13 protein-coding genes are annotated in these 16,546 nt (G+C 53.0%); 4 read left to right on the top strand and 9 right to left on the bottom strand.

Annotated features, from left to right (window positions below; genetic code table 11):
- Window positions 1-144 precede the first annotated feature (144 nt).
- Window positions 145-924 (bottom strand): hypothetical protein, encoded by a 780-nt coding sequence (locus ACEVG1_RS16675; RefSeq protein ID WP_374744857.1) that lies wholly within the window; start codon window positions 922-924, stop codon window positions 145-147.
- A 152-nt stretch (window positions 925-1,076) separates the two neighbouring features.
- Window positions 1,077-1,985: an alpha/beta fold hydrolase gene (locus ACEVG1_RS16670; protein WP_374744856.1), complete on the bottom strand. Its 909-nt coding sequence runs from the start codon at window positions 1,983-1,985 to the stop codon at window positions 1,077-1,079.
- Between the two features lie 348 nt (window positions 1,986-2,333).
- Between ACEVG1_RS16670 and ACEVG1_RS16665 the strand changes: the two genes are divergently transcribed.
- Window positions 2,334-3,527 carry a serine hydrolase domain-containing protein gene (locus tag ACEVG1_RS16665; protein ID WP_374744855.1) on the top strand — a complete coding sequence of 398 codons (1,194 nt, stop codon included), beginning with the start codon at window positions 2,334-2,336 and terminating at the stop codon, window positions 3,525-3,527.
- Between the two features lie 494 nt (window positions 3,528-4,021).
- On the opposite strand, the gene ACEVG1_RS16660 is transcribed toward ACEVG1_RS16665, so the two are convergent.
- The 4 genes from ACEVG1_RS16660 to ACEVG1_RS16645 all read right to left on the bottom strand — a co-directional run bounded on the left by ACEVG1_RS16660 (window position 4,022) and on the right by ACEVG1_RS16645 (window position 8,304).
- A complete protein-coding gene (locus ACEVG1_RS16660) occupies window positions 4,022-5,278 on the bottom strand; it encodes an RNA polymerase sigma factor (protein WP_374744854.1) in 1,257 nt (418 codons plus the stop codon).
- 3 nt (window positions 5,279-5,281) lie between these two features.
- Complete coding sequence (locus ACEVG1_RS16655; protein WP_188506337.1) at window positions 5,282-5,626, bottom strand: YciI family protein; 345 nt, start codon at window positions 5,624-5,626, stop codon at window positions 5,282-5,284.
- Window positions 5,627-5,715: 89 nt separating this feature from the next.
- Window positions 5,716-7,149 carry an RtcB family protein gene (locus ACEVG1_RS16650; protein ID WP_374744853.1) on the bottom strand — a complete coding sequence of 478 codons (1,434 nt, stop codon included), beginning with the start codon at window positions 7,147-7,149 and terminating at the stop codon, window positions 5,716-5,718.
- A gap of 60 nt (window positions 7,150-7,209) precedes the next feature.
- The gene (locus ACEVG1_RS16645; RefSeq protein ID WP_374744852.1) at window positions 7,210-8,304 is read right to left on the bottom strand and encodes a slipin family protein; all 1,095 of its coding nucleotides are present in this window, start codon (window positions 8,302-8,304) and stop codon (window positions 7,210-7,212) included.
- Between the two features lie 45 nt (window positions 8,305-8,349).
- Between ACEVG1_RS16645 and ACEVG1_RS16640 the strand changes: the two genes are divergently transcribed.
- On the top strand, window positions 8,350-8,646 hold the full coding sequence (locus tag ACEVG1_RS16640) for a hypothetical protein (protein ID WP_374744851.1): 297 nt from the start codon (window positions 8,350-8,352) through the stop codon (window positions 8,644-8,646).
- 458 nt (window positions 8,647-9,104) lie between these two features.
- Window positions 9,105-10,115, top strand: a complete 1,011-nt coding sequence (locus ACEVG1_RS16635) for a helix-turn-helix transcriptional regulator (protein WP_374744850.1) — start codon at window positions 9,105-9,107, stop codon at window positions 10,113-10,115.
- 129 nt (window positions 10,116-10,244) lie between these two features.
- On the opposite strand, the gene ACEVG1_RS16630 is transcribed toward ACEVG1_RS16635, so the two are convergent.
- Complete coding sequence (locus tag ACEVG1_RS16630) at window positions 10,245-11,360, bottom strand: hypothetical protein (protein ID WP_374744849.1); 1,116 nt, start codon at window positions 11,358-11,360, stop codon at window positions 10,245-10,247.
- 30 nt (window positions 11,361-11,390) lie between these two features.
- Window positions 11,391-12,521 (bottom strand): SPFH domain-containing protein, encoded by a 1,131-nt coding sequence (locus ACEVG1_RS16625; protein ID WP_374744848.1) that lies wholly within the window; start codon window positions 12,519-12,521, stop codon window positions 11,391-11,393.
- Between the two features lie 115 nt (window positions 12,522-12,636).
- Between ACEVG1_RS16625 and ACEVG1_RS16620 the strand changes: the two genes are divergently transcribed.
- Window positions 12,637-12,906, top strand: coding sequence for a hypothetical protein (locus ACEVG1_RS16620; protein WP_374744847.1), 270 nt, complete (start codon window positions 12,637-12,639; stop codon window positions 12,904-12,906).
- A 33-nt stretch (window positions 12,907-12,939) separates the two neighbouring features.
- On the opposite strand, the gene ACEVG1_RS16615 is transcribed toward ACEVG1_RS16620, so the two are convergent.
- Complete coding sequence (locus tag ACEVG1_RS16615; protein ID WP_374744846.1) at window positions 12,940-16,413, bottom strand: TraB/GumN family protein; 3,474 nt, start codon at window positions 16,411-16,413, stop codon at window positions 12,940-12,942.
- Window positions 16,414-16,546 lie beyond the last annotated feature (133 nt).

Raw genomic sequence — 16,546 nt, 5'->3', positions numbered from 1 at the left:
GTTCCCGCTAATGGAGCGCCCAAATATAAAGAAATCGCAGCATTCCCTTTCGGTTTTGATGAACTCGATCAATTCGTCCAGCACGTTCTCCGTCTCCGGAAATATAGATGCGTATCCATTTCGTGGTCGTGGCCATTGTCTGATTTACATTCCTCCTTCATTATAATGTCCGCGGATTTCTGCAATCTCCGCGGTCTCTTCATGCCGAAGTATGCCCGTTGCTTTCGAAAGGCTAAAATAGTAGTCGTTTACATAGATTACGTCATGGAGCCCCCAGTCGCCGTAGGTGATGGAAAGCAATCTGATGCGGTAAGAATACTTCGCGTCATCCTCCGTGCCTTCCGCTTCCAAAACCCGATTGCCGCCGATCTGGTACCCCCCAATGCTCATGTTATAGTTCACCCAAAGGTACTGTATCAGCTCGGCTACCGATGCCATATCCATCACACCGTTATAGCGGCCTATGGTTTTATCACGGTTGAATTTGTCCAGCATCGGCTCAAAATAACTGGACTTATGTACCCGGAAACGGATTACATGTCCGCTGGCCATCAGGGCCGGATATTCGAAGTATTTAACCGTTTGCGATGCCCCCTGTGGAACGGTCTGCCCCGAAGAGTTCGCCCTGCTCAATTCTACCCATGTTCGTGCCTGGTGCTCGTCGTCGGTGTGCAATTCTATCCATTCATTTCCCCGATCCAGTGGGGGCGTTATGCTTATGGTATTCACATAGTACGTAGTGCTTGCTTGGTCTTCTTCTCTGTAAAATCCTTCCGGAAAAACGTCTTCATCGGCCGCGTAGGCCAGCCTCACAAACTCTTCATGTTCTTCTGGATTCGGTGCAAGCTCTTTTTTCTCACATCCGGCAATCAACAAACCTGTTGTCAATACGGCAAATAGCAAGATATTATGTTTACATCTCATTGGATAATACATTGGTCATCGTCTATAAAGACGGATTGTGCTACGATAATGCTACAATGAGTGTTTACCGTTGGTCCATGCTTGGCACTGCTTAAGGCTTTCTTTTCAAAACATTGATGGCCAGCTTTTTCACTGTTTCCATCTCTGCCGGTTTACTTGGTTCTCTCCAGCCATGCAACGATGTTGTCGAAAACCAGTTTTCGATTGCCCTCGTTGAGTACCTCGTGGCGCATACCGGGGTACAGTTTTAGCTCAACCCGCTCAAAGCCACGTTCCCGTAGCGCCTGCACGGTCTTTACCACGCCTTTGCCAAAATCTCCGATGGGGTCGTGTGCACCGCTTACAAAAAGCAAGGGCATGTTTTTGGGAAGGTTTTTTACCCAATTCGATTTGGTCGCTTCCACATTGATGGAAATGAGCCCAAGGAACGCATTGTTGCTAAAGTATACCCCGCATAGCTCATCCCGAAGGAACGCTTTTCTATTGGCAAGGTCAACACTTAACCAATTCGTTCCGTCATGCGGATTTTCATGCCTGAATTTTCTGTTGTTGATTTTCAAAAAGAGTTCATTGAGTTGCTTACTCCGACATTGCGGTGAGATTAGATTCGCTAGAGCTAATACCGGACGAAATAGGGCTGCCAATGGATTCGGTCCACCCGTTCCGATCAGAATCGCACCGGCAAAATACTGCGGAACCTTCTTCAATAGGAGTCGGGCAATAAACGAACCCATGGAGTGCCCCACCAAAATCAGTCGTTCACCCGCAAAACGCTGCGCCATGAAGCGCGCCATCCGTTCCGCATCCTCCACCAGGCGCCCGCCGGGATCATCCGTGCGGAAAAAGCCCAATTCTGCGTTCGCTTTTGCCGTGCGCCCATGCCCCATGTGGTCATACGTCATTACGGCATAGCCATGCGTTTTTAAATGATTAGCGAAGCCTTCATACCGTCCACTATGCTCTTGCATGCCATGCAGGATGAGGACAGCCGCCTTGCGGACCGTTCCCGGCGGTTGGTATATGGTATAGTGGATGTGATCCGGTGCCGTATTTTCTATCATATATGGTTAAAGGTAAAAAATAGATCGTATAGATTCTCGAATGGATTTTGAGTTGGCAACGCCTCCTTCAACCTTTTTGTCAATTTTCGGCCGTAGATTCTTAGGAAACTGAAACTAGCAAGATTAGTCAGGGCCGCAATGCAACTAATTGATGCTCGTTTTTTGCTTTTCATGATAAGCCAAAAAGCAAACCTTACACGTTGGAACTGCAAATAAAACATTATGCAAAAACCATACGAGTTCCTCAGCAAATATTATTTGATGACCTTTTTGGATAATCTACGATATACATACAGAAAACACAAATGATGCAACTATTAATAAATCGGACAATAAACTTGAAATAATATGACAATAACTTATAGATTAGGTTTATATAGCTTTGCGTTCTGCCTACTATTTGCTTGCTCCAAAGACAATGGCCCGGACGAGGGTACACCGCCAGCGGGTAAGTCGGAACAGAAAGACTTTGAGGTGGTAGACGATGTATTGGAAGCTTTTATGGCCAAATACGATATACCTGGCGCCAGTTTGGCCGTTTCAAAGAACGAGAAGTTAGTCTATGCAAAAGGCTACGGATACGCGGATCTTGAAGCGAAAGAAAAGGTGACGCCAGATCATCAATTCAGGCTGGCGAGCGTTAGTAAAACCTACACGGGGGTGGCGGTAATGAGCTTGGTACAAGAGGGAAAGCTATCGTTATCCGACCACATTTTTGGAGATAGCGGGATATTGGGTAACCTATATGGTACCCTACCGTATAATTCCAACCTGCGTGGCATAACCGTCGCGGACCTATTGTTAAATACAAGCGGGTCCTGGGGCGGTACAACGGGTGGCGACGTGATCGATCAGCATCCCAACTACACCAATGATCAGTTTCTGGATTGGGTAGTCAATACACGGCCAAACCCACAAGCGCCGGGTACTGTATACGATTATTCCAATGTAGGCTTCTGGCTTGCTGGCCGGGTTATTGAGCAAGTTTCGGGCAAGAGCTACGGCAGCTATGTGAGAGATATGGTGACGGCGCATGCCGATGCGATTCGGACCGAGTTGGCGGGGAAGACCTTGGCCGAAAGGAAAAAGAAGGAGGTGAAGTACTATGGGCAGGGCAATGATGCTGCCTACGTATACAACATCGCCTTCCCGCGGCGAGATGCCGATGGTGGGTGGATCAGTACGGCCAGTGACGTGCTCCGATTTATAACATCGATAGATGGGATGGCCGGGCGGACCGAAATCCTAAACAGTGTATCGCTCAAGGCATTGACTACCCCTTCGGCAGTTTCAACAAGCTATGCAATGGGTATCGGTGTATGGGCTGATCAAAACCTCGTATACAATTACGGCAGCCTGCCCGGTACAAGGACCGGCTTCATGCGCGACAATGCAAACGGCATGAGCGCGGTACTATTGCTCAATTCGCGCGTGGACCCTACGGTCAATGAAGTTCCTTTCGTACAGGAAATGCAGAATATTCTGCTGAGCATGCTCAAGAGCAATACCATCCAATGGCAATCGGATATCGACCAGTTTTGATTCGTTTCGCCGGGATAAATGCTTTGTCACTTCCGGAAATATCGTTAGCTTTTTGGGTGAGATAAAGATTTAATAGGTGACCACCGGCAGATTCGGGGATTTCACGGGCGTGGAACTGCCTATCCTAGATGACGTTGGCCTGCAGGCGTTCGACAACCAGGACAGGGAAACTCTGATGGATATCATCGACAACAGACACGGCAAAAAGCCAACCGTGTCAGTTCTTTTAAACGAAACCACAGTCTGACATCCTTGACTACTCCGCTTTGTTATACATCGCAGCAGTTTTGATCGGAACAAATCTTGAAAGTGCGGAGAAAGCGCTCAAGGAACTTCTTGACGATGGGAAAATAAGCAATTACAAAAGTAAAAATGGGGTGCTTTGGATTAGAAATTAAGCCGATCAATACCGTCACAGTTACGTCGACGAGCAATATAGGTAACTTCTCTGAGTTCGTTTATTGAAAAGCCACCGCGGCTTGTGTTTGTCTGGTTTAGTTAGCAATAGTCGTTTCCATCCGCTTCCGGATGAGTTGGCTATCGAGCGGATTCTGTGCGAGGGATAGCGCCTCTTCATAAGCGGCGCAGGCCTGCGCGGCGCATCCGGCACGCTGGTAAACATGCCCTTTCATGGCAGCAAGGAGAAATGCAGTGCCGGGGCTCCCGTCCACGGTAAAGTTCTCCAGTTCGATGGCGACCGGCAGCGGCCCCACGGCATAACTTTTGGCGATGAGCTTGTTCAGCCGGATGAGCGTGGAATTGGGTGCCAGGTTTTCCAGCAACTGGTATAGGTCATGGATGGTTTTCCAATCGGTCGCTGCGAAATGGGGAGCGGCACAGTGGTGCGAAGCAATCAGCGCTTCGAGGTAATACCGACCTGCGTAGCCGCTGCGCTTTGCCTGGTCGAGGTAATGGAATCCTTCGGTGATCAATGGCGTATTCCACAACGACCGGTCTTGTTCTTCCAGCGGTATCCAATCGCCATAGGCGGCCAAGCGGGCGGGGAAGCGGGCGACACCGAAAAATAGCAAGGCAAGCAACGCATCGACTTCGGCTTCGGGAGTCGCCACGGGGCGCAGCAGCTTCGTAAGGCGCAGGGCTTCATAGCAGAGGTCGAAGTCGATGCCTTTGCTGTTGCGGGTGGCCTTGTACCCTTCATTGAACAGGAGGTAAAGGATGGTGCAAACGGTGGGCAATTGCGGGGCGAGGGCTGCAATAGCATGCTGGCCCAGTTTGAGCGACTTCTGCCGGAGGATGGCCTTGCTCCGCTGCAAGGCCTTCTTTACCGCTTCTCGGTTCATCTGCAGGGCGTTTGCCAGCTCGGGTATGCCAAAACCGCAAAGGATGTGCAGGGTGATGAGGATGCGGTCGCGCTCGCGCAGCGCCGGATGGCAGCAAGCCACGAGCAATTGGATCTGGCCGTCTGTACTGGCCTCGTCTGCCAGCACGGGATCCGGATCGGTCGTAGACAGGGCAGGCAACGGGGCTTCTGCTTCCGTCGCGTGGCTGTACCGTGCATGGTGCTTCAGGGCGTTGATGAGCTTGTTGCGGGCCACCTGCGAAAGCCACGCGCGCGGATGGTCGGGCGGGCCGTGGTAACGCCAGTGGGTCAGCGCCGTCTCGAAGGTGTCCTGTACGGCATCGAGAATGGTGTCTAAGTGCGCCATGCCATACACCCGGGCAAGGGATGCGACCATCCTGCCCGAGTGTTCACGGAAAAAGTACGCCGCAAGTTGTCCGCTGGTGTCCATGGGTCAATCTTCCATCGGCATGATTTCGCGGACTTCCACCGCGCGGTCCCAATCCAGATCGGGGTTGCCCTTGGCGATCTCGATGGCTTCTTCCAGCGATTCGGCCAGCAGGATGTAATACCCACTGACGCATTCCTTGCCCTCCAGGAATGGGCCGTCGGATACGATCCGCTGCTTGCCGCGGATATGGGCGCCGCCGGCTTCCAACGGTTGGGCTTCCTTGAATTGGCCTTTTTCCCGGAGCGTTTCTACCCAACGGTAGTGCTTCTCGATACAGGCCTGCATTTCTTCCGCCGATAACTCGCCGTAATTGGCGTCTTCGCGGATCAACATCAAAAATTCTTTCATTGGTACGGATTTTTTGTTCTTAAATTTTGTTTATACCAGAGACAATCGGCGTCTGCGTTTGGGGACAATTATTTTTTATTAATTCTGTTTTAATCCTCCCGGCTGCCATCGTCGGCCATGCGCACCAGGCGGGGCGTGAAGGTTGCCATTACCTCCACCAGATCGGCTTGTGCGGCCATCACGGTGTGGATGTCCTTATAAGCCATGGGGGCTTCGTCCAATCCGGCACCCACCAGCGTGACGCCGTGTTGCTGGAGCGTGGCTTTCATGGCTTCGCGGCTGATGGTCTTGATGGCTTGGGTACGGCTCATCTGGCGCCCCGCGCCGTGGGAAGCGGAGTTGATGGATGCGGCCTCGCCCTTGCCGCGCACGAGGAAGCCCGGCGCGGTCATGGAGCCGGGGATGATACCCAGCACGCCCTTGCCCGCAGGCGTTGCGCCTTTGCGGTGCACGATAACTTCCTGTCCGTTCCAGTGTTCCTTCCACGCAAAGTTGTGGTGGTTTTCCACGTTGGCCAACACCTCCGCACCCAATGCTGCTGCTAGCTTGCGGTGGATGACCTCGTGATTGGCCGAAGCGTAATCGCCGGCGAGGGTCATGGCTTGCCAGTATTCCTGTCCGGCTTCGGAATCCAACCCGAGGTAGGCCAGGTTTTGGGCTTCATGGGGCAGCCGGCACAGTTCCTTGGCCAGCTTGGTATAATGGCCGGCGATCGTGGCACCCAAGCCCCGTGAACCGGAGTGGGAGAGGAGGGCCACGTATTTCCCCGCGGGTACGCCCAGCGCATCATCGGCCTTGGCGAATTCGATGATGCCGAATTCCACGAAGTGGTTGCCGCCACCGGACGTGCCCAGTTGTGCCCAGGCTTTGTCTTTCAGATCGGCTACAAAGGGGGTCATCCCGAATGCCGCATCGGTGAGCACGGCGTGGTCTGCCCGCTCGTAGGGCTTGAAGCCATGCCCGGCGCCGAAGCGTGTCTGCGCGATGAGTTCCCGCTTGAATTGTGCTGGGTTCGCTTCGAAAAAAGCCTCGGGGATGTCGTAGATAGACAACGCCATGCGGCAGCCGATATCCACGCCCACACCGTAGGGGATGACGGCATGATGGACCGCCAGTACGCCGCCGATGGGCAGCCCGTACCCTTGGTGCGCATCGGGCATCAACGCGCCCGCTACCGTGACCGGCAGTTGCATGGCCACGTCCATCTGGGTGCGTGCGCTGGCTTCGATATGTGGTTCGCCATAGATGGCATAGTCGGCGCCGGCATCCCGCAGGGGGATGTAAGCGTCTTCGGGAATGCTGGCTTCTTCGATGAGGGCCTTGGCCAGCTTGCCATATACGGCGTGGGTCGCAAAGGCGTCTGGCTTGGCCAGTACGTCGGCAAGCTGCGCAAGCAGCAGTTCCTTGCCCCGGGACGCATGTTTGTTGGCGGTGAGCAGCGCTACGCCGAAGGCGCGGCCGGGGGTGTACCCCAAAGCCATCAGTTCTTCGCTATTGATGAGGTGATTTGTTGGTGTATTCATTGCTTTTATAATTAAAACCTTGCCGAAAGCAAAACCTCCCGGCAAGGTACGTGATTTTAGTTATTTGGAGAATAGCTCCTTCAACTGGCCGACAATGTTGCCGCCACCGGAGAGCGTGATCTCACCGATTTTTTCGGCGATTTTCTCCACGTGCTCCATCTCTTTCATCTTCCAGAGCATGGCGTTGTCTTCCATCAGCTTGGCGGTATTCAGCAAGCTGCGCATCGCGGCGGTTTCTTCCCGGCGGGTAACCCCATTGGCTTGTGCGCGTTTTTCGGCCACGAGCACTTGGTTCATGATGTCTTTCACATCGCCCGGTAGGATGATGTCTTTCACGCCGCAGTCGATGAGCCGTACGCCCAAGGCTTCGGCCTTGGCGGCGCAGGTGCTTTTCACGGCCGCAGCCATGCCTTCCTTGCCTTCCATCAGCTCGTCGAACCCGTTGTTGGAGATGAACTCGCGCAGGGCGAGCTGTACCAGCACGTAGAGTTGTTTCTCAAACTCCTTGTTGTGTACCACAGCTTTCACCAGGTCAACCACTTGGTAGGTGAGCGTGAAGTTGATGCGCAGTTGCGCCTTATCCTTGGTGAGGATTTCCTGCCCGAGGATTTCCATGCCCAATTGGCGCATATCTGCCTTGGTCACCGTGGTGGTGATCGTATTTTTCCAGTACACGTAATTCCCCGCTTCCAGTACCCGATCGAACTTGCCGTCTACAAACAGGAGCCCCTTTTCGAACGGTTCGACAGTATACACCCGTACGTATTGGTAAAGCGGTTGCTTGCCCAGCAGGTTGCGGTCGATCGCTTCCGCAATCTCCAGTTGGTCGGTGGCGGTACGGATGAAACGGTAGTTGCCCACACCTTTCCAGAACGCATATTTGCCCGCAGTAAGCATAGTGCCGAAGCGTTGATCTTGGTAAACCAGTACCAGCTCGTTGTCGGCGACATCGACTACCTCCAGCAGCGCGGCCAGGGCATCGTGGGCGAGCAGCGTGCGCAGCTCTTGCTCCGGCAAGAATGCTTTGGTCATGTCGAAGCGTTGCACGCATTCGCCCCAGTAAAGCCAGTGTGCACCTTTTTGCAGCACGCGCTTCAATTCGCCGTTTTTGAAAACCAGGCCAACCGTGTTGGTGGTGATGTTTACTCGTTTCATAGTGTTATTGTTTTAATTAATCCATTCTTGTTAAAAAAGTTGGGCATGCCGGGTGTTCCCGTCGTTGCGGCGGAGCCGGATGCGGCGCTGGTGTATTCCCGTGTGGGAGACCTATTCCTGCTGTGCCTGGCCACCGCGCCCGGAGGCGTGGTGGTTGGCGTGGAAGGCATCGGTCATCCGAGGCCAGGGTCTCTTCCGTTGCGTTGTCCGGCTGCAGGCCCAACGGCAGTTGTGGTGCCCGTTGCACCACGGATGCCGTGCCTGCCCAACTTATTGATCACTTGCATTGCCATTTTGCTATTCCAAACCGAAATGGGAAGCAGGATTACTCAGTCCCGCTAGGCCCAAACACGGCCATTCGTGAGGCCTTGCGTTCGAACCTACATAGGGGCTGTACTCTAACCACTTGAGTTATACCGGCCTTGGCCGGCAGTGGGATTCGAACCCACGTCCGCAGCTTAATGGAACCATCCGGGTATCGCTCGGCCAGTATGTGGCGCACCATTGGCGGCCACACTGCCACGCCTTGTGAAACGTATGCCCCAGGGCCGCGTGTCAACTCGGATCGCTATCAAAGAACAATTGTCATTCCTGACGGTACAAAGATGCGGGTGGTGCTACGCAGTACTTTTGCGCAGCTTGAAACAACGGATTGATTTTGTTTTAAGTGATTGATTCTTAGTGGTATAAATTTTGTCTTTTCTCGAATAATTCGAACGATAGTCAAAACTGCGCAATTGTATTGCGTAGTTGCCAGTGGAACGGTTATATTTGAAGCACGAAAATCAATACCATTCGCTATGGCGACCAATAAACTTGCGCTCATCCGCTATAAAACCATCGATAACTGCTTGCGCAACCGTTACCGCAAATGGACGTTGGAAGGCCTGATTGAAAAGGTTTCGGATGCGCTATATGAATACGAAGGCATCAAAGACGGCGTGAGTAAGCGTACGATCCAAGCGGATATCCAACTGATGCGGAGCGATAAGCTCGGCTACAACGCACCCATCGTGGTGAAGGATAGGAAATACTATACGTATGCCGACACGGACTACAGCATCTCCAACTCACCCATCAACGATGCGGATATGGAGAAGCTGCGTGACGTGGTGTCGGTGCTCCGGCAATTGAATGGGTTCCAGTATTTCGAAGACATGAGTGATTTGGTGGCGCGATTGGAAAATACCTTGCAACAGCGCTCCGCGGGTGGCCGGAGCCACATCCAGTTTGAGGGAAATGGCCAACTGAAGGGACTGCACTTCATTACGCCCTTGCACCAAGCGATCTTGCGCAGGGTGCCCCTGCTAATCGAGTACCAATCGTTCAAGGCGGTTGCACCCACGCAGGGGGTCTACTACCCCTACTTATTGAAGGAATACCGGAATCGCTGGTTTCTGATTGCCAAGCCGAAAAAAGGCAAGGTGCTGGCTACCCTTGCGCTAGACCGTATGGTAGACGTGCAGGAGATGGCTGCCAATGGGTTTGTCGAATACGATGGAGTGGACTTCGAACGCTATTATGCCGATACTATCGGCGTGACCAAATCGGGTCGCGACCGTGGGCGCAAGGTGGTGCTGTGGGTTCATCCACGCCATGCACCGTATGTGCTCACCAAGCCGTTGCATGCATCGCAGGAGCTGTTGAAACAAGACGAAACGGGTACGATTGTCTGCTTCTGCGTGGTGCTCAACTTCGAATTGGAGCGTGAGCTGCTAGGCTTCGGGGAGGCCATAAAAGTACTATCGCCGCGTGACCTGCAGCAGCGGGTGGCAAAACGCATCGCGCAGATGCGTGCGCTATATGTCTGAACAGGGCCCATTTCTTATCGTTATCCTGTCGTAACATAGGGAAATAGAATCAATTGAAGGTTGCGGGTGAACGAGCTAAAGGGCCTCGTAGTAAGACATCATCGAGTGTTTTTTGCGATAACCTATCGGTCAAATGCCCTGCAGGAGCAAGAAAACAATAACCACGAGGATGATGCCACCAACAACAGCCAGGATGATTTTGGCGACGCTGTACGGGCGCTCGCCAATCACCTCGCCGGTGCTCGCATTGACCGCGATCTGGTAGATTTTCTTTTTGAAGGTGAAGGCGGATATCCAGATAGGCAACAGGTTGTATTTGAGCCGGATATCGGTATAGTCGCTTTGCTGGTATTCGATGTGCTGCTCGTCGCCTCCGATGTCCCGGCGGATGGCAATCACGATGGTGGGGTGCATCTTTTGCTTGGCCAGTTCCAGGCCCGCGCGGGCGTCGACCGCATAGGTCTCTGCCCGGAAGCCGCTCAGGTACCGCTCGTCAAAGGGTTGCATGCGGGCTAGCTGCCAGGGCTCCAGCCGGTCGGCCACTTTTCGTGAGAGGCTGTGGCTGGCCAGCACGAGCACGTCTTTGAAGGAACAATGCACCCGGCCCGAAACCGAGTGCCAGCGGGTATGCCGTACTTGGCGCGTGCGCTGTACCGTGCGGCCGTTTTCGGTGGTGGTATACGATTCACTTACATAATAGTAGATACCGCACTGACCGTTGTAGGCGGTCGTCGTCTCGGTGTCATAGGCCCAATGGGGAAGGTAGGTGCCCTTGAAGTGGTCGCGACGGATTTGCTTTACGTTTTTGATCAGCGCATTGGGAGCGAACCAAAGCCTGCCAATCCATTGGTGGAAGCGTCGTTCCGCCTCGCGGCTGTCAAATAGGAAGGGGAGCACGTAGTGCGGTTTCAGGAGTTGCCTATGCTGTGCGTTGGCCATCACTAACGGCGAGCCACAAAATCCACACGAGTCGCTGGTCACCCCGTTGGGCAGCGTAGTGTGCGCCCCGCAGTTGCCGCATTGCACCACGTCGGCTTCCACCGTATCCGCTGGCGGCAGGCCATCGGACTGGATGAACTCGGCATAGTCGAACGACCGGATTTCCGCCGGTTCGGTGGGGGCGATGTCATTGGCAGCGCCGCAGTAATCGCAGCGCAGCTGGGTGGTACCGGGCGCGAAGTGTAGTATTGCGCCGCAGCTTCTGCACTTCAGCGTATCGTTGATGTCGGCATTTTTCGTTTCCACGGACGTAGGTGATTCGTTTCCGCGGGGCGCTTACTCGCCGGGCAACGGTGGAGGTGTCTGTCCGAATAGCATGTCGAGGGTGTCTACCCCGCCTGCGGCGGACCAACCGGCCATACCCGTTGTCCAGACCAGCGTGTCGCGGACGATCGTGCCGGCAGCGATACGCGATTGGATCTCGCTGAGTGGAAAGGGGCCTGTTTGCTGGCCGTTGACGGCCACATAGTATGCGGGGGGCGCGGGGATGGGCGGCGGTGTTGTCGCACCGGCCGTGGGGGGAGGTGTGCTTCCCTGCGCCGTGTTCTGCTGGAACACATTGCCCAGCTGCCCGCCGATGGCTGCCCCGAAACCGGCCCCCATGCCGGCCCCCATGATGCCGCCACTGGCGGGGTTCTCGGCGCTCTTTTCCATGGCATTGGCTGCCTGGAACTGCGCATAGGCCCCCAGGTTGCCCACGATGCCCATGCTGCTTCTTTTGTCTAACGCCGCTTCGACCTCTGCAGGCAGTGAGATGTTTTCGATGAGGAATTTGGTCAGTTCCAAGCCCAGCTCCGCAAATTCGGGCTTGATCTTATCCGTGATGAACTGCGATACCTCGTCATAGTTTGCCGCCAGGTCCAGGACGGGTATTTTTGATTCGGCAACGGCGTCCATGCAGCGGGAGACCGCCAGGTTGCGCAGCTGTTCGTTGATATCGTCCACCACGAATGTGGGGTTCGTTGCGGCGATGGTTTTCAGGAAAAGGCCGGCGTCTTGCACACGGAAGGCGTAGCTACCAAAGGCCCGCAACCGCACCGGACCGAACTCCTCGTCGCGCAGCATGATCGGATTTTTCGTTCCCCACTTCTGGTTGGTGAACTGCCGGGTGCTCACGAAAAACACATCCGCTTTAAAGGGGCTGTCGAACCCGTATTTCCATCCCTTGAGGGTAGAGAGGATCGGCATGTTTTGTGTAGTGAGTGTATACATGCCCGGCATGAATACATCGGCGATGGTGCCTTCATTGAGAAATACCGCCACCTGCGACTCGCGCACGGTGAGCTTGGCGTTCATCTTGATTTCATTTTGATAGCGCGGAAATTTCCACACGAGGGTGTCCTTGTGCTCATCGACCCAATCGATGATGTCGATAAATTCGTTCCGGAGTTTATCAAATAGTCCCATGTTGCTGTTATTTGCCACTAAAGATACAGGATTTTTTTAAAAGAGGAGCCAGAAGGATTCCATCTAAACCCTGGAATTTCTTTAATTGCAGGTGCAAATTGGTCTTTCCAACTGCGTGAACGTTACCCAATATGCATTTTCGGAGCGGCCTGAACACATTCGTATTTACGGGCAGGAGGCGGGCATCGATACGGTGCATGTGCGCCAGGCGACATTGCAGCACATCGTGGACCGGATTGGAACACCCGGTATGTGGTACGTCGACGACGCGTTGGTAGATATCGATTTTAAGGCCGCTTCGCCGATACCGCCCGACAGTTTGATCAGCCTGCTGGGTAAGAAATTCCGGATGATACCGCTGCATACCAGTAAGGCAGATCATTGACGACTGCCGGTCGGCTAAGAAGGCAGGAAAGCCTTATCCTGCGTCAAGCATCAGCGCAATGAGCTTTTCGGCATATGCTTTCCAATCGGTTTCTAGCTCGACCTCCTCGAAGTCTGAGTAACACGGATACAATTCAAATTGTCCGTCGGTAAAGGCCAGATCTGTGGACTTACATATCCCGATATAACGCAAAACGTTGCCTTCGTAGTCCAACCATGTCCACTCCATGGCATAGTACGAATCTTCTCCTTGGCTCAACAGCCCCAACAAATTGGCGCTTTCGGGATAGTCATAGTAGTTGACGGCATAGTCGAACAGCGAGAGGGCAGCTATCGCCTCGTTGGTAAAGTAGACGACGGGTACCTGATCTAGCTGACCGACGCGGTGGAATGCCGTAAGGATTTCGCGTCTCGTGCTCAAGTCATCCAGACGTGCGTACAAAATTTCATCGGTTACCCTAATGCCAGTTCGGATGCATGCAGCCACGGCTGACGCTTGCAACTGGATGTTATCTTCCAATGTTAATAACGGAGTTGTAAAGGCTTGAACCGACGCCGCAGTACCAAACTCGGGTAGGAGGTTAAGGTAGCTATACATTGCGCCGTAATTCGGATAGACATCGGTCTGCCCGAGTTGGTTCAGAAAGGTGTCCAGATCGGACAGCGCATGTTGGGTGAGGTGGACCTTTGCAGCGTTCGATAACCGCCGGCTGGCCAGCGTGTCCGCATGTACCATGGATGTCGCGAGCGAAAGGATATAAGGCCGGTAATGATCCACATCCAGCAGCGGTGCCAGCTGCTCAAAATGTTGGGCAACATACGATAGCGAATCGTAAAGCGGGGATAAGAGCGCGTAGTTCCAATTTGGTTCGGTGGGGGGATTGGTTGTTAAGGTATTGAAATACCAATCAAACGTTGTTGAATCCAACGTGGTGATGTGTTCAAGCACAGCGGCCTTGATTGGACCGGATGTGCTATCGTCGTCAAATAGACCTTGCAGTGCGGGCGCAGATTCCCGATCCCGAAGGGTGGCTAACTCGCTGATTAACTGCCGTCTGGTATTTTGGGAGACCGAATCATCATCGGCGTACGAATAGCCAAGCGCTTCGCGTAGGTACACAACCTCGGTACTATCGAAAGTGTAGTAATAGTGGAGGGCTTGGTGTGCTTGCGATTGTGCTGCAGTGTCAGCACTCCGCAAATCACGGATGATAGCTGCTGCTTTCGAGGTGTGCGCGTCAAAGCTGGGGTTGTTTGGTGTAGCGTACGCTTTGTCAAAAAATCGATCCGTTTCGGAGCCATGAATATGCGCTCGGCTGCCCAACGCTTGGAGTATGATGAAAGTATCGCCGCTTACCCACATGCGTATACGATTTCCCGTACCTGCCACGGCGCGTTCAGTGTGGTATTCTTTGCCGGGTTGCCCGTCGATAATGATATCGAGGTCTTCCACGATGGCATCGTCGTCGTCTAACATATTATTGATGATGTCACTGTAAAACGTGTCGACATCGAATTTGGCAAAGGCAGCGAAGATTAAGTTCTCCATGCCGTATACCGTGCCCGAATTTGGATCGAAGGTGTATGCGGATTGCGAAGTGGTGATGATAGGGCTGGTGTCATCGGGGTCGGCTGGTTGGATGACGGGCGTGCCGGGCACCTCGGTAGCGACTGCGGCCAGCGCATACGGATGAAAGGTTGTCGGCTCGATAGGAAGGATGTTGAACGAACTGAAAAAATGATCGTCATTGACCGGGCGAATGCCAGAAATACTGTTTCGCATCAATAGGTACACGCGATTGCCGCGGGTAAACACCTCCATGTCAACGAGGCCGCCGTCCTTGCTTTTGATAGCGGCCGCCTTTCCAACCAGACCGGCCCGAACCACTTCGTTGGTTGTGCCTATCAGTTCGCCTAATCCCACGGCATGCTGGATAAGGCCGTCGATGGCTATTTCTTTGTTCATCAGGTACATTCCCGTTGGGAAATCACTGTAGCGTACCACATATAGTGCATGCTTTTCCCGGTCGAAAGCCGAAAAGAGGTGTAGCTTAAGTGGCTCATGATTGGGGAAATTGGGGTTTTCCAGTTCGGACACTGTTTTTTCCGGTATCGTGGGAAACCGTATTTCAAATGCACCCACCGGATGTTTGAAAATCGCCTGAGGGGTATCGTGCGGTGCGAACGGTAATAAGGCGAATGAATCAAAAAAACGCGATGGGAGGGCGGGGTCGACCTTTTCTGACGTATATAACAGGCTGAGTGTGTATTGAATGTTATCGCGGATGAATACCTGTGCCCGTTCATAGTTTCGCCCTACCCGCATCTCCATTTCAAGTGCTGGGATGCCATTTTTTTTAAAGAAACGGCGTTTTAACAAAGACACTTTTTTCGTGGCAACATAGCGGTCTAGCTCTTGTTCCAAATACTCGTCGGCGTCTATCGTGCCGGCAGGGCCTACGATCCGCGTTGAAACATGTAGTTCCGAAGCGTTGATAAGGTCCATATATTGGAGTGAGCTAGAAAGACCTGATCGTTCATAATGAAAGTGGCCAGGCGGCAGGTCTATCTGATAAGCGTAGATGCTATCCTTAACCGGATGCCAGCGCATTGCCGAAACGTCTACCGCATACTGGCCTGCTAGACCTGTAAATGTAGCTTCCACAGGCCGCACGGTAAATCCGGCATTCCGTAATAGAGCAATAATCCCCTGTTCACCGGGTAAATGGGCAACGCCGGCGACAGCAAAAAGAGAGCCTTCGTCCATCAATTGAATGATGCTTTCGGTCATTTCTACGTTTCGGCGTTTGAGGGTTGTGTCGGCTGTCGCATAGCGTCCGATTACACGCCATAGTTTATCCAAATCACCCGTACCATAAGCGGAAAGCACCTCTTCCAGCATGGCATCGTGGGTGCCCTTGTCGTCAGTAAACAGGCCCGAGAGTGATTTGTCAGCACCGAACCGCGTTGATAAATCATCGATATGTTCAAGGCCGCGTAGATGCTTATGCCGCGTGAGCGCGATACCCAAAAGATACGTGTCCACAGTGCTTATCCGGTCGTCGGGCTTCGAAGCGACGGGCCGCATCAGGTGTTCAATCAGAAGCGGGTTGTTCAAAATAGATGAATCTGGCGTATGTCCATATTCCGCCTCATATCGTTTGATTACCTCGGCCGCCTGCTCTGAAGTCAGTTGGTGGTTCTTCGGATGCAGCTTTATTTTTTGGCGATAGGCTAGTGCCGCCCGGACCGCTGAATCGGGATGGAGTTCCAAGGCGAATAGATCGCAGGCATCCAAGGCTAGCATCACCGAGTCGCTGAATTGGAATGCCCGATTGTCTTTGACGTGTGCCGAACCAAACAGGTAGGACGGGGCTTTCGATCCATTTCCATTGATTTGCCAAAGTAACGTATAATTGCTGCGTGGCTGGCTAAGCACCGGTATAACGGCCAGCACAACCAAAAGTGGCCATAGCGCAATTTTTAAGGAGCGGTTGATTGTCGTCATCGGTTGATGGTTGAATTGAATAAGTGCGTGTTATCGAATGACTTTTTTTCGTTATGGAGTAAAGATAAGTTTGATTTTTATATTTTCAATATTCTGTTGGAAAAAGTAATGCCGTTTCGGTTTTTGTCAACTT

The sequence above is a fragment of the Parapedobacter sp. 2B3 genome, from assembly GCF_041925275.1.
Classification (GTDB): Bacteria; Bacteroidota; Bacteroidia; order Sphingobacteriales; family Sphingobacteriaceae; genus Parapedobacter; species Parapedobacter pyrenivorans_A.
The sequence above is the reverse complement of the archived record's forward strand: the minus strand, read 5'-3'. Positions and strand labels throughout refer to the sequence as shown.

Bases quoted from the DNA above. Each gene is read 5' to 3' on its own strand.
- ACEVG1_RS16675 (WP_374744857.1), bottom strand. From the start codon at position 924: ATGAGATGTAAACATAATATCTTGCTATTTGCCGTATTGACAACAGGT.
- ACEVG1_RS16670 (WP_374744856.1), bottom strand. From the start codon at position 1,985: ATGATAGAAAATACGGCACCGGATCACATCCACTATACCATATACCAA.
- ACEVG1_RS16665 (WP_374744855.1), top strand. From the start codon at position 2,334: ATGACAATAACTTATAGATTAGGTTTATATAGCTTTGCGTTCTGCCTA.
- ACEVG1_RS16660 (WP_374744854.1), bottom strand. From the start codon at position 5,278: ATGGACACCAGCGGACAACTTGCGGCGTACTTTTTCCGTGAACACTCG.
- ACEVG1_RS16655 (WP_188506337.1), bottom strand. From the start codon at position 5,626: ATGAAAGAATTTTTGATGTTGATCCGCGAAGACGCCAATTACGGCGAG.
- ACEVG1_RS16650 (WP_374744853.1), bottom strand. From the start codon at position 7,149: ATGAATACACCAACAAATCACCTCATCAATAGCGAAGAACTGATGGCT.
- ACEVG1_RS16645 (WP_374744852.1), bottom strand. From the start codon at position 8,304: ATGAAACGAGTAAACATCACCACCAACACGGTTGGCCTGGTTTTCAAA.
- ACEVG1_RS16640 (WP_374744851.1), top strand. From the start codon at position 8,350: ATGCCGGGTGTTCCCGTCGTTGCGGCGGAGCCGGATGCGGCGCTGGTG.
- ACEVG1_RS16635 (WP_374744850.1), top strand. From the start codon at position 9,105: ATGGCGACCAATAAACTTGCGCTCATCCGCTATAAAACCATCGATAAC.
- ACEVG1_RS16625 (WP_374744848.1), bottom strand. From the start codon at position 12,521: ATGGGACTATTTGATAAACTCCGGAACGAATTTATCGACATCATCGAT.
- ACEVG1_RS16615 (WP_374744846.1), bottom strand. From the start codon at position 16,413: ATGACGACAATCAACCGCTCCTTAAAAATTGCGCTATGGCCACTTTTG.